Genomic DNA, 12376 nt, shown 5'->3' on the forward strand with positions numbered 1-12376 from the left:
AAAACAGGCAGCGTCCCGGCTGAGGGATAACTGCCTGTCGTTCAAAGAGATTGTCTTTGCAGGGATATATTCTTTAACCGTGCAAAAATGCTACTGCATCTGCTCCAGACTGGCCTTTTTCGTTTTGCGGTTATAAAGACACAGTTCTTTGCCAGGCACCGGCTGGCTGTTCTTAAATTTGTAGCTGCCTGAAATCACCACCGCCGAGTAACCGACCTCGTCGCTGAAGTCAGTGCGCTTCCCTTCTATCTTTTTCTCCTGCAGGGCGCTGATGGCGAGACAGCCTTTTTGCACGTCTTTGTCCAACTGCTGCCAGGCCGCTTCCGAGGAAGCCAGGCTGCTAAAGGTCGTCAGTAAAACCGGAATTGCGGCGAGAGCATATCGCTTCTTCATGGACACCTCGAAAACAAACGGATAACGGGCTTTCACTCCCCTCAGGCGGATAATCTAAAACATTATCCGCCCGGAATTATCTGTATTGTAGCCAATGCCCTGTATCACTTGCCCAGCTTCGACAGCATCTCAGGCCGCATAAACTTATGGATGACCAGCATAAACAGCAGCGACGGTACCAGCAAAATCAGCGCGGTAATCGACGATACCTGGTAATTCCCGGACATGCTGGCGTTGTAAAGCAGCAGCGGCAGCGTGGTGATATCCGGCGCGCCGACGAAAAAGGTGCCGGTAAACTCATCCAGCGATTCCAGGAACACGAAAATCCCGGCGGCCATGATCCCCGGTAAAGCTTGAGGCAGCACAATGTGCCAGAAGGTAAACAGCGGCCCTGCCCCTAAATTACGGGACGCCCGCGCCTGCAGCGGGTCAACAGCCGAAAACGCGGCTACGCAAATCCAGACTGAATACATCAGGCCATGTACGCTGTGAACCAGCACCACGCCAGCTACCGTGCCGTTCAGCCCCCACTGATAGAAAAGCCGCGCGATGTTCATATACACCGTCAGGTTTGGAAACGCCTGCGGGATCAAAAACAGTAGCATAAACACCACCCGGAACGGCATCGCGCGCCGGGAAAGCGCGTAGCCGGCGGGAACGGAAATCAGCAGGCAAACCAGCACCGACAGCACGGCAATAAACACGCTGGTCAGCAGCGAGCCGGACACATCGCTGTACGGGCTAAACACCTGATACCAGTACTTTAATCCCCACTGGCTCGGCAAGATATGCGGATAAAACCAGCTTTCCGCCACCGTCCAGACAAGCAGGTTTAGCAACGGGCCGAACATCGCAAACAGCATAAAGGCCAGCAGCAGTACCTGCAGCGGCAGGCCGAATCGGCCTTTTATCAGGCTCATGCTTCCCCTCCTTTCTGGCGCAGGCTGTGGCGCAGATAAAACCATGACAGCGCCCCGCAAATCAGCAGGGAGATCACGCCCAGCGCGTTAGCCACCGCATAATCGCTGTAGGAGTTAACGCGGAATGCCATGTCGACGGTCAGCATCGTTGGCGTTCCGGTGCCAATCATCAGCGGCACGGACAGCACGGACATCATGGTCACCGTGGAAAGCACCAGCGCGACACCAATAGCCGGTAACACCTGCGGTAAAATAATGTCGAACAGAATGCGAACTCGCGAAGCCCCCAGGTTTCTGGCAGCCAGCACCTGCGCAGGCTCCAGTGCCGCCATCGCCCCACAAATCAGCAAGGTGGCAAACGCCAGCTGCTTCCAGACAAAGGTAATGATGATCCCTTTCCAGCCGAGCCAGGAGATCGTGTCCAGTGGCTGCACCAAATCGCTGGCAACCAGCAGGTTATTCATCAGGCCGTTTTTGGCGAGAAACGTGCGCATCATCTGCGCGGCAACGATGAACGGAATAAACAGCGGCAGGCGGTAAAGCATGCCCAGTAGCCGTACAACGGGGCGGCAGGAAGAAAGCGTGATCACCGCCGAGATCGTTATCGATAACGCGGCCAGCAGCGCAACCGACACCAGCACGATAAACACCGTGAACAGGATATCGTTGGAGTACAGCGCCAGGACTTTGGCAAAGTGCTGTAACGTCAGCGCCCCGGCGTCCGAAGTAAAGGCAGCCACCAGAGAAAATCCCAGCGGATAGAGAAACAGCACCACAATCATCAGCGCGGCGGGGCTCACCAGCAGCAGATAGTTTAACGAAACGCGCATAGCAAACCTTTGGACTTGAGCGTGGCGCCCGACCTGAACCGGGCGCCGGGAAAGGATTAGTTAGACACCTGGCTTTCGTACCCTTCTTTGATGTCGTCAAAGTAAGGCGCTATCGGGAAGCTTTTGCCGTAATCGGCAAGCGCTTTCGGGGAAATCTCGGCAAACAGTTTGCTCCAGGTTGCGTCATCCAGCTTCGGTTTGACGTACTTAGCGTCAATGCCCGGATACCAGTTGAACTGCTTCACGATCCCGTCGGCCTGCACTTCCGGGCTGGTTGCCAGCGCAATGAACTCGCGCGCCAGTTCAGGCTGTGCCGCTTTGGCCGGCGTGACGTAATACATCGGCTGCCCCGGCATGCCCGGTGAAAGCAAAGCGAGCTTGATGGACGGCGGCAGCTTGCCCTGATCTTTCCAGGTGTAGAACATATCCACCCAGACCGGTCCCATGGCGATTTCCCCTCGGGTCAGCATATCCAGCGTACCGGCGTTGCCCGGCGTAAAGGTCACGTTCTTATTAAACGCTTTCAGATTCTCAAAAGCCTGCGACCAGTTTTTCTCTACGCTCTTATCGTAAGGCAAGGCGGATAAACGCTGGGCGTCGGTGCCGTAGGCGTAGATCCAGCCAACGACAAAACTGACGCCGGACATGCCGTTTTTAATGCCGTTGTAGCCGAACGCCTGCGGGTGTTTCGCCGCCCACTCAACCAGCTCGTCATAAGAGGTCGGTGGCGCTGTCATGGTTTCACTGTTCCAGGCGATAGCCGTCTGGCTCAGGAACATCGGCATCACATAGCCGTCCACGTTCACGCCCAGTGCATTTTTCGCGTTATCCGCGGAGACCATGTCGCCCGTTTTGATGTGCTGGCGGTATTTTTCCAGCAGCCCTTTTTCCACCAGTTCGCCGCCCGCTTTCTGGTGAACCACCGCCACGTCGATATCCCAGGTTTTGGCCCCGCTCTGCTGCTGAGCGCTCAGTTTTTCGATGATTTTATTCGAGCCTGCGTCCCCCGGTCCGGTGCCGACCACGCGCACTTTCACCCCCGGATGCGCGGCCTCAAACTTTGGCCCCAGCCAGGTTTTGACGTAATCCACCATATTCTGGTCACCGGCGGTGGCCACGTTTAAAACGGTTTCCGCCTGTACGCCATAACTTAAAAACAGCGCCGTGACGGCGGCAAGTCTGGTTTTAGTAAACATAATTACCCCTCAGAAAAATAGACTGGTTCAAGCTGTGTGGGACGAACTAAAAATATGCAGGGCTGACTCAGGCACATGCAGCCTGACTTTTGTATTCAACGGCAAATTATCAACGGAGTCGGCATGGAAAAGACGCTGCCGATAGCGAATGGCGTAACGATAGTTGTGGCCAATAAAAGCATTTTGCTCAACCACCCCTTCAAGCGTTAACCCACCCTCCGGGAAAGATTTATTTAATGATGAAAGCGCGGCATCCGAACTTCTGAAATAGATTTCCTGGTCACCGCTATTATTTAGCGAGGCCAGGCCCAGGGTATTTATTTCTTCCGCCGTAATACGGTTATCGGCTCCCATAAAATCAGCCACAAAGGGCGTGACGGGCTTTTGATAAATCTCTTCCGGGGTGCCGATTTGCTCGATTTGGCCATTATTCAGCACCACAATGCGGTCGGCCATCACCAGCGCTTCCTGCTGGTCGTGGGTGACGATCACCGAAGTGAAACCCAGCTTTTTCTGCAGTTGCTTGATTTCGTGGCGCACGTTCAGCCGGACTTTGGCATCCAGATTCGACAGCGGCTCATCCAGCACCAGTACGTCTGGCTCAATGGCCAGCGCGCGCGCCAGGGCCACGCGCTGCCGCTGCCCGCCGGAAAGTTCGGTGATTTTAGCCCCGGCAAGGCCGGTCAGATTCACCATCTGTAATAGCTCAAGCACTCTGGCCTGAATCGCGTCCCGCCGCCACTTGCGTAGCTTCAGGCCATAACCAATATTTTGTTCCACCGTTAAATGCGGCCACAGCGCATAGCTTTGAAATACCATGGTGATATTTCGCTGCTCAGGCGGGCTTTGGGTAATATTATTCCCGGCCACAACAATGTGGCCCTGCTTAACAGGAATAAACCCACACAACGCGTTCAATAACGTTGTTTTCCCGCAGCCGGACGGGCCCAGCAATGCAATCATCTCGCCTTTCTTCACGGCAAGATTAATTTCTTTTAGCACCACTTTTTCGCCGTAACTAATTTGCAGGTGCGCCATTTCCAGGTAGCTCATAACGGTATCCGACATGTTTGTTTACGTCTTTTTTGCTCTGAATGAACACGTGTTCATTTCGCTGTAAAAAAAATGAAACGCCGCTCAGAGATGATGTGAGCCTACTGTGGCGTGTCTTTGTGACACTTTAATTAACCGCGATAAATTTTTAGCGAGGGGCAATGAAAATCGACGTGCTTGGCTGCGGCAGCGCTTTCTCCCGCTGGCAAAATACTTCCGCGCTGCGGATTGTTGATGACGAAAACCGGCAATGGCTTATCGACTGCGGCCCCACCATTCCTCGTGCGCTGTGGCAGCGCGGCGGCGGCATCAACGACATCGACGTGCTGTTTTTCACCCACGTGCATCCCGACCACTGCACCGGGTTAACGGCGCTGCTCAATCACTGGAAGAGTTTTGCCCGCCAAAAGCCGCTGGTGATCTACAGCCAGCCGGCACAGCGCGAAGTGTTGATGCAGCTGGCCTCGCTCGCCAACTGGCCAGAACCTTCGCTCTGCTTCCCCATCGAATGGCGCGACAGCGAAGCTGATTTTCACTGGCATCACTGGCGGATTCGCACCGCCCCAACGCGCCATGAAATGGCCAATCTGGCGCTGCGCGTGGATATCCGGGAATATGCTTTGTTCTATAGCGGCGACGGGCGGCCCACCGAAGCGTCTATCGCGCTGATGGCCGGCGTGGACCTGGCGTTTCAGGAGTGCGCCTCGCTGTCTGAACTGGCGGAGGACGCTTCCCACGGCGACTTCCCCGGTTGCATGAAGCTTTTTACTTCTCTGGGGCTGCCGTCGCTGGGGTTGTACCACTGTAACGATGCCATTTTGCCCGCGCTAAAGCTGGCCTGCCGCCCCCACGCCGGGCTGTTCGTCAGCCAGAACGGGCTGCAGTACGACTTCCATCAGCAGCGGTTTTACACTGAGGATTATTTGCCTTGAGTTCGTCGATGCATAAACAAAGCGTGACCGCCGAAGATGTGGCCCGCCGGGCGGGCGTTTCGCGCGCCGTGGTTTCCAGGGCGCTGAGCAACAACGGCAGTATTTCCCCTACCACACGGGAACGCGTGCTGCAGGTAGCCGAAGAGCTGGGTTATCAGGTCAATTTTCTTGCCCAGGGCCTTAACCGCCGCCGCAGCCATCTGATTGGCGTCATCGTGTCGCGCATCAACGATCCGTTTCGCAGCAGCCTGCTTGACGGCCTTCTAGGCGAAATTCAGCGCAACGGCTTTCAGGCTCTGGTGACAGAGATCCGCTCTGAGCAGGAGCTGGCGGAAACGCTGCGCCACTTCACTCAGTTTCGCGTCTCCGGCGTCATCGTCACCTCCGGCAAGCCTCCCGAAGCGCTGGTGAACGAGTGCGTGCAGCAGCATATTCCGGTGGTTGGCATCAACCGCCAGCCCGACATTCCCGGCGTGGATTACGTCTGTTCGGATAACGCCGCCGGGGCAGTGCTGGCCGCCGAACAGCTGGTCAACAGCGGGTGCAAACATTTTGGCTGGCTCAATAATCACTCTTCTACCTGGGCCGGCAGAATGCGCGGCGAAGCGTTCCGCCAGGCGCTGATCGAACGTGGTGTAAACGTTGAGCAAAACCTTGCTTCGCTGCTTTGTGAAGAGGAGGGCTATGAAGGCGGCTGGCAGGCTGCAGCGGCTGTAACGCAGATCCCCGACGGTATTTTCTGCGCCAACGCTCAGCTGGCATGTGGCTTTCTCGACGGGATGCGCCAGCGCGGCAAATATGCGCCACAGGATTTTCAGCTGATCGGCTTCGACAACACGCCACAAACGGCGCAGTACAGCTACCGACTCACCACCCTCAACCAGGATGTGGCGGAAATCTCCCGGCTGGCGCTGGCTCACTTGCTGGAGCGCGCCCGAACGCCTGCACAGCCTTCACGCACCAGTTGGGTGAAGGTCAACCTGATTCATCGACACACGTCAATCTCCCTTACTTAAGAGCAAAACATGACCGAACAACAGCTACAGGCGTTATGCACGTTAATCCGCGAAGCCGGCGCCCGCGCCCAGGCGCTGCGCGATGCAGGCTTAAGCGTGGAAAAAAAAGGTCGCCAGGATTTCGTCTCACAGGCGGACATTCTGGTTGAGCAAGAGATTAAAAGCTGGCTGCGGACGTATTGCCCGCAGGACGGCTTTCTGGGGGAAGAAAGTGGCCTGGAGGAAGGCGAACGCGGCGTCTGGGTGCTCGATCCGGTTGATGGCACCACTAACTTTATTCTTGGCATGGACTATTGGTGCGTCTCCCTCGCTTACGTCAGGCAGAACGTGATTGAGCTGGGAATTATCTACGCTCCCGACCGCGATGAGTTCTTTTTTGCCCGCCACGGGGCGGGCGCATTCCTGAACGGTAAACCGCTCAAGCTTCACGATCCATCCCCGGAAGGCGTGGTCATCGGCCTGGGCCGTTCCAGCCGCGCGCCGGTTCCACTTTATGCGCGCACTATAGAAGATGTGCTGAACGACGGCATGGAGTACCGGCGTTTTGGCGCAGGCGCGCTGATGCTGGCGCACGTTGCCGCGGGCCAGGTCCACGCCTACTACGAGGAGCATATGAACAGCTGGGACGCGCTGGCCGGGCTGCTGCTGATCACCGAGGCGGGCGGCAGCAGCACTGCATTTCTCGCCAACGGCGGCCTGTTGCAAGGTAATCTGGTACTGGCCGGCTGCACCAGCGTGCAAGAAAGATTAATGGCGCTGCTGGAAGGGGCCGTCGATTAATTAAGGATTTAATAGTCGCCACTTTAATTCCGGTGGCGACCTGATTGTTTTATTTCAAATGATACCGACAGTTATTATTTAATAATATTTATTACACTCAATCTATAAATCCCATCAATAATTAACCATCCGATGAAAACAAAAATTGCGTCAAATCATTTTTTATTGACTTAAAAAAAAACAAAAAAAATAGAAAGCGTGATAAACAGCATATACCCTATCCATTCCCAAAATATGGACATGGATCATTTGTGGCTTTACATGGAAAATTTGTTATCAGCGATGCCGATTACGCCCCTCTTAGTTTTTCCGACGTGGGTACATTTTTCGCCTTTTCAGGTAATGGTGCGTATCTCAACCGGGATGCATGCGCAATGATACCGATAAAAGGACCAATACCCGCAGGTAAATACAGGATTGTTGACCGTCCAGAGGGGCTAAAATCGATGAACGTGAAAATCGTCGGTATCACTCCGGTAATGCACAACGTTAAAAACGTGGACATGGAGAAGCACAACCACAACGAATCTATCTTTAAAGCCTACGGCACAATAACGGTATGGTAATCACTAAAATCCTGGCAGCGATTGTTCTGTGTGCAATTTATTTTTTAGTGATCAGTATTTTATGGGCTGAAATTTTTACAATTCAACGTGGATATCAGTTTGCAAAGATGCTGGGAGTTTCGGGGGATGAGAGTGTTTATAATCTTATTGCTGATTTAAGCCTGGCAATATCAACCCTCGGATCGTGCATACTCACTTATTTATCGTTTAAGCTGCTAAATCATAAATAAAAAATAATGCCGGAGACTATCCGGCATTTATTTAGGAAAAAGCAGATCAATTAAGCTATTACTATTTTGATTTTCAATACAGAAAACGAATCGCCGTTGTGGCTCGAAATTATCAGCAGCCTTGCTTACGCCCCGGCTGGCAACGTCTCCATCGTTATGTAGCATCAACCGGAGATAGCTCCAGTCCGCGGCGGATTGGGGAATAGTTTTGGAGGAATTTGGGGAAGCGTTATTCAGGGTGAGAAACTGTTATCCCTTTTTCGTGCCCCTCTGTTTCTACATCCCGGGCGTGGAACTAAAACGGGTGTACTTACACCAACAGCATTAAGAGCCGCAAGATATTTTTAAAATCGCAGTAGATATTGATCTCCGCAACAGCCATAAGAAGACTCCTTATGCCGCTGAACATAAGGAGGAAGCAGGTTGCCCTGACGGCAAAAGGCAGGACTGATAAGCTTTAGGGACATAGTTCCGAGTCCCCTTGAACATCTAACTCAGGACTTTCAATCTCAGGATAATTATCGCCATTTCTCAGGAATTATCTTTGAAATCAAATAAGTCACTACTAAAACCATCCCAATTGACACTCCTCTCTCCAGCCATGTTTCGAAATGAAAGAAAAAATATATAGAAAGCCAGAATATAACACCACCCCAAAGCGCACCAGAGTAATGTATTAAGATTTTTATCAACTTATTTTTAGCACTATTTTCAGATTCGTTTTTTTTGAAGTTCATTATCTAGTTCATCAATGATTTTATTAAATGCCGATTGTCCGAAAGTCTGTCTTATATGGATGGCTTCCAGAAAAGGTTGCAATGCAGGCTCCAGAAAAAAATAGAGCAAATCATAATCATACTTCCTCAGGCTATTATATACCTCAGGTGCATATGTTTGCAGCCTGAAAGATGTGTAGATGCTTCTTTCTATCATACCACCTGAAAGCAGAACATTGCCCAAAGCACTTCCTCTAACCCCCACAGTGAAGCTGGCCCGCTGAGCAATAACTTGGGCTATTCTGCCCGAAACAACAGTATTTCCTACAGCTCTACCCGTGACTGAAAAAAGTGTCTTACTGTATAAACTGTTTTGTTTTTCTTGCGGTATATATTTATTAAATACACCCAGAACATTTTCAACCGTTTTTATGAAGTTTGAGTTTTGCAAAATGCCATGTTGAAGTGCTTTAGCCATACGGATACGTTCATTCCCCCTGATATAACGAGAATCGGTATCAAGAAAACCATATGCAAGATACCCCAAGTCTTGGGGTATTGACATGACACCGTGAAAAAAGCCACTGACTGAATCTGGTGAGATGATTATTTTAGCTATTCGTCGTGCAACATCGATGTAAGTACTCATAGATCCCTCTATCTTTCTGTTTCCCGTATACCTGAGAAATGCTTAGCACATTCACCATAACACTACTGAACCATTCTCCCTAACGCAAATTTCTCTTCCACCATAACCTACTCGCAATTCATAACTAGCCTGTGACAAAGATTTAGTTTCAACAGTACTCTGTACTGAATGATTTTATATAAGTTAATTGCTTTGATTTTTAGATCGTATCCTCCTCAGCAGTTCTTCCCCCGCAGCGCGGTGTTTTCCATCAGCATCGCGGTTATCAACCCAGCTCAAGGATATTTGGGATAGTTATTTGCATATAACGCAGGGCAAGAAAGGGAATAAACTAGCGATACCTCTTTCATTAAGTTTCGTTTCATGAGCAGCGCTCTTTGGCTGGACGTATATTGCAGTCTGATTTTTATCCAGTTTTGGGGAATAGTTTTGGAGGAATTTGGGGAAGCGTTATTGAGGGCTAAAAACTGTTATCCATTTTTGCAGTCGCTCTGTTCATACAACCCAGACGTGGCGCGGCCTACAATCGAGCCGAATAATTTGCTATGCGGAGTTCTGCATGTTCGGTTTAGACGCTTTTCACCTGGCGAGGATCCAGTTTGCTTTCACTGTCTCCTTCCACATTATTTTCCCGGCCATCACCATCGGGCTTGCCAGCTACCTCGCGGTACTTGAGGGGCTCTGGCTTAAGTCTAAAAACCCGGTTTACCGCTCGCTGTACCACTTCTGGTCGAAGATTTTTGCCGTTAACTTTGGCATGGGCGTGGTCTCCGGGCTGGTCATGGCCTACCAGTTCGGCACCAACTGGAGCGGGTTCTCGCAGTTTGCCGGCAGCATCACCGGCCCGCTGCTGACCTACGAAGTGCTGACCGCTTTCTTCCTTGAAGCCGGTTTTCTGGGCGTGATGCTGTTCGGCTGGAACCGCGTTGGCCCGGGTCTGCACTTCTTCGCCACCTGCATGGTGGCGCTCGGGACAATCATTTCCACTTTCTGGATCCTCGCCTCAAACAGCTGGATGCAAACCCCTCAGGGCTTTGAGATCCACAACGGACAGGTCGTCCCGGTGGACTGGCTGGCGGTGGTCTTTAACCCGTCATTCCCTTATCGCCTGCTGCATATGTCCGTGGCGGCGTTCCTCAGCAGCGCCTTCTTTGTTGGGGCCTCCGCCGCCTGGCACCTGCTGCGCGGCAATAACACGCCAGCCATTCGCACCATGTTTTCAATGGGCCTGTGGATGGCGGTGATTGTCGCCCCCCTTCAGGCAATGATCGGCGACATGCACGGCCTGAATACGCTCCAGCATCAACCGGCTAAAATCGCCGCCATTGAGGGACACTGGGAAAACCGTCCCGGCGAGCCGACGCCGCTGCTGCTGTTCGGACTGCCGGATATGGACCAGGAGCGCACCCGCTTTGGCCTGGAAATCCCGGCGCTCGGCAGCCTGATCCTCACCCACAGTCTGGAAAAACAGGTGCCTGCCCTGAAAGAGTTCCCGAAAGAGGACCGCCCTAACTCGCCGATTGTCTTTTGGTCGTTCCGCGTGATGGCGGGCTTAGGCATGCTGATGATCCTGCTCGGCGTCGCCAGCCTGTGGCTTCGCTACCGCGACCGGCTGTTTGAGAGCCGCCCGTTCCTGCACTTTGCGCTGTGGATGGGGCCCTCGGGGCTGATTGCCATTCTCGCCGGGTGGATTACGACGGAGGTTGGCCGCCAGCCCTGGGTCGTTTATGGCCTGCTGCGCACCAAAGATGCCGTGTCTGCCCACGGTACGCTGCAAATGAGCCTCAGCCTGGCCGCTTTCTTTGTGGTGTACATGTCGGTGTTTGGCGTCGGCTACGGCTACATGATTCGGCTCATCAAAAAAGGCCCGCAGCCGTTCGACGACCATCCGGCACAAGGCACCCCATCCCGCCCGCTGTCTGCGGTCGCTGAATCACTCGAGGAGACGCGCTAATGGGCATCGATTTATCTGTTATTTGGTTTGTGATCATCGTCTTCTCCACCCTGATGTATATCGTGATGGACGGTTTCGATCTGGGGATTGGCATTCTGTTTCCGTTTATTCGCGACGCTGATGACCGCGATGTGATGGTCAACAGCGTGGCACCGGTCTGGGACGGGAATGAAACCTGGCTGGTGCTGGGCGGGGCTGCCCTGTTTGGTGCCTTCCCGCTGGCGTATGCGGTTATCGTCGATGCCCTGACTATTCCGCTCACGCTGATGCTGGTGGGGCTGATTTTTCGCGGCGTCGCCTTCGAGTTCCGCTTTAAGGCCACGCCGGCGCATCGCCCCTTCTGGGACAAAGCGTTCCTGGGAGGATCGATTCTGGCGACTTTTTGCCAGGGTATCGCCGTCGGCGCCGTTATCTCAGGCTTTTCAGTCAGCGGGCGGCATTTTGCCGGTAGCCAGCTTGACTGGTTGACGCCGTTCAACCTGTTCTGCGGCCTGGGTCTGGTCATAGCCTACGCTTTACTGGGTGCCACCTGGCTGGTGATGAAAAGCGAAGATCCGCTGCAAAGAAGAATGCGGAGCCTGACCCCAGCATTGCTGCTGGCGCTTTTGGCCGTGATAGCGGCGATCAGCCTCTGGACGCCGCTTCGCCACGCGAATATTGCAGAGCGTTGGTTCTCCCTGCCAAATCTGCTGTTCCTGCTGCCGGTCCCGCTGCTTGTCGTGCTCTTCAGCCTGTGGCTCTGGCGCAGCGTGCGGGCAACCGACAGCCTGCACGCCACACCGTTTGTGCTGACGCTGGGGCTGGTTTTTCTGGGCTTTAGCGGGCTGGGCATCAGCATCTGGCCAAACATCATTCCGCCGGACATCACGCTGTGGCAGGCCGCTGCGCCACCGCAAAGCCAGGGCTTTATGCTGGTTGGCGCGCTGTTTATTATTCCGATAATCCTGGTTTACACCTTCTGGAGCTATTACGTATTCCGCGGGAAGGTGCAGCCTGGCGAGGGCTACCATTGATGAAAGAGACCGCTAAACGTGTCATGTGGATGGTTATTCTATGGAGCGTCAGCGTATTTGCACTGGCCGCAGTGGGGATGGGATTTCGCCTGCTGATGACCGCCGCAGGCTTTAAATCTTAATTCGCT

Annotated in this window: 13 protein-coding genes; 7 read left to right on the forward strand and 6 right to left on the reverse strand. The window is 53.3% G+C overall.

The features are described 5' to 3' along the window. Window positions 1-90: 90 nt before the first annotated feature. From AAIE02_RS07565 to AAIE02_RS07585, 5 genes are all read right to left on the reverse strand, one after another. Entirely contained in the window at window positions 91-393 is a 303-nt protein-coding gene (locus tag AAIE02_RS07565; RefSeq protein WP_336981295.1) for a hypothetical protein, read from the reverse strand. Between the two features lie 104 nt (window positions 394-497). Then, window positions 498-1313, reverse strand: coding sequence for an ABC transporter permease (locus AAIE02_RS07570; RefSeq protein WP_336981297.1), 816 nt, complete (start codon window positions 1311-1313; stop codon window positions 498-500). Then, entirely contained in the window at window positions 1310-2143 is an 834-nt protein-coding gene (locus AAIE02_RS07575) for an ABC transporter permease (protein ID WP_336981299.1), read from the reverse strand. The genes AAIE02_RS07570 and AAIE02_RS07575 overlap by 4 nt, the downstream gene beginning before the upstream one ends. Window positions 2144-2199: 56 nt before the next feature. Further along, window positions 2200-3339 carry an ABC transporter substrate-binding protein gene (locus AAIE02_RS07580; RefSeq protein ID WP_498532298.1) on the reverse strand — a complete coding sequence of 380 codons (1140 nt, stop codon included), beginning with the start codon at window positions 3337-3339 and terminating at the stop codon, window positions 2200-2202. A 27-nt stretch (window positions 3340-3366) separates the two neighbouring features. Beyond that, window positions 3367-4392 carry an ABC transporter ATP-binding protein gene (locus tag AAIE02_RS07585; RefSeq protein ID WP_498532677.1) on the reverse strand — a complete coding sequence of 342 codons (1026 nt, stop codon included), beginning with the start codon at window positions 4390-4392 and terminating at the stop codon, window positions 3367-3369. Between the two features lie 161 nt (window positions 4393-4553). On the opposite strand from AAIE02_RS07585, the gene AAIE02_RS07590 reads away from it, so the two are divergent. The 4 genes from AAIE02_RS07590 to AAIE02_RS07605 all read left to right on the forward strand — a co-directional run bounded on the left by AAIE02_RS07590 (window position 4554) and on the right by AAIE02_RS07605 (window position 7686). Beyond that, on the forward strand, window positions 4554-5324 hold the full coding sequence (locus tag AAIE02_RS07590) for an MBL fold metallo-hydrolase (protein WP_498532299.1): 771 nt from the start codon (window positions 4554-4556) through the stop codon (window positions 5322-5324). An 8-nt stretch (window positions 5325-5332) separates the two neighbouring features. After that, window positions 5333-6340, forward strand: a complete 1008-nt coding sequence (locus tag AAIE02_RS07595) for a LacI family DNA-binding transcriptional regulator (RefSeq protein ID WP_498532300.1) — start codon at window positions 5333-5335, stop codon at window positions 6338-6340. A gap of 9 nt (window positions 6341-6349) precedes the next feature. Continuing rightward, entirely contained in the window at window positions 6350-7120 is a 771-nt protein-coding gene (locus AAIE02_RS07600) for an inositol monophosphatase family protein (RefSeq protein WP_498532301.1), read from the forward strand. A gap of 251 nt (window positions 7121-7371) precedes the next feature. Then, window positions 7372-7686 carry a tlde1 domain-containing protein gene (locus AAIE02_RS07605; protein ID WP_498532302.1) on the forward strand — a complete coding sequence of 105 codons (315 nt, stop codon included), beginning with the start codon at window positions 7372-7374 and terminating at the stop codon, window positions 7684-7686. Window positions 7687-8627: 941 nt separating this feature from the next. On the opposite strand, the gene AAIE02_RS07610 is transcribed toward AAIE02_RS07605, so the two are convergent. After that, window positions 8628-9281, reverse strand: coding sequence for an Ssp6 family T6SS pore-forming effector (locus AAIE02_RS07610; protein ID WP_498532303.1), 654 nt, complete (start codon window positions 9279-9281; stop codon window positions 8628-8630). 559 nt (window positions 9282-9840) lie between these two features. Between AAIE02_RS07610 and AAIE02_RS07615 the strand changes: the two genes are divergently transcribed. Genes AAIE02_RS07615 through AAIE02_RS07625 form a run of 3 tightly spaced genes read left to right on the forward strand, consistent with a single transcriptional unit; the run spans window position 9841 to window position 12370 of the window. After that, window positions 9841-11235 (forward strand): cytochrome ubiquinol oxidase subunit I, encoded by a 1395-nt coding sequence (locus AAIE02_RS07615; RefSeq protein WP_336981308.1) that lies wholly within the window; start codon window positions 9841-9843, stop codon window positions 11233-11235. Then, window positions 11235-12248: a cytochrome d ubiquinol oxidase subunit II gene (gene cydB, locus AAIE02_RS07620; RefSeq protein WP_336707222.1), complete on the forward strand. Its 1014-nt coding sequence runs from the start codon at window positions 11235-11237 to the stop codon at window positions 12246-12248. Before AAIE02_RS07615 ends, cydB begins: the two co-directional genes overlap by 1 nt. Further along, complete coding sequence (locus AAIE02_RS07625) at window positions 12248-12370, forward strand: DUF2474 domain-containing protein (RefSeq protein ID WP_008461441.1); 123 nt, start codon at window positions 12248-12250, stop codon at window positions 12368-12370. Before cydB ends, AAIE02_RS07625 begins: the two co-directional genes overlap by 1 nt. The last annotated feature ends 6 nt before the right edge of the window (window positions 12371-12376 follow it).

The organism is Cedecea sp. Ae19-4 (assembly GCF_059801165.1).

Coding starts and splice junctions, on each gene's coding strand:
- AAIE02_RS07565 (WP_336981295.1), bottom strand. CDS start 393: ATGAAGAAGCGATATGCTCTCGCCGCAATTCCGGTTTTACTGACGACC.
- AAIE02_RS07570 (WP_336981297.1), bottom strand. CDS start 1,313: ATGAGCCTGATAAAAGGCCGATTCGGCCTGCCGCTGCAGGTACTGCTG.
- AAIE02_RS07575 (WP_336981299.1), bottom strand. CDS start 2,143: ATGCGCGTTTCGTTAAACTATCTGCTGCTGGTGAGCCCCGCCGCGCTG.
- AAIE02_RS07580 (WP_498532298.1), bottom strand. CDS start 3,339: ATGTTTACTAAAACCAGACTTGCCGCCGTCACGGCGCTGTTTTTAAGT.
- AAIE02_RS07585 (WP_498532677.1), bottom strand. CDS start 4,392: ATGAGCTACCTGGAAATGGCGCACCTGCAAATTAGTTACGGCGAAAAA.
- AAIE02_RS07590 (WP_498532299.1), top strand. CDS start 4,554: ATGAAAATCGACGTGCTTGGCTGCGGCAGCGCTTTCTCCCGCTGGCAA.
- AAIE02_RS07595 (WP_498532300.1), top strand. CDS start 5,333: ATGCATAAACAAAGCGTGACCGCCGAAGATGTGGCCCGCCGGGCGGGC.
- AAIE02_RS07600 (WP_498532301.1), top strand. CDS start 6,350: ATGACCGAACAACAGCTACAGGCGTTATGCACGTTAATCCGCGAAGCC.
- AAIE02_RS07610 (WP_498532303.1), bottom strand. CDS start 9,281: ATGAGTACTTACATCGATGTTGCACGACGAATAGCTAAAATAATCATC.
- AAIE02_RS07615 (WP_336981308.1), top strand. CDS start 9,841: ATGTTCGGTTTAGACGCTTTTCACCTGGCGAGGATCCAGTTTGCTTTC.
- cydB (WP_336707222.1), top strand. CDS start 11,235: ATGGGCATCGATTTATCTGTTATTTGGTTTGTGATCATCGTCTTCTCC.
- AAIE02_RS07625 (WP_008461441.1), top strand. CDS start 12,248: ATGAAAGAGACCGCTAAACGTGTCATGTGGATGGTTATTCTATGGAGC.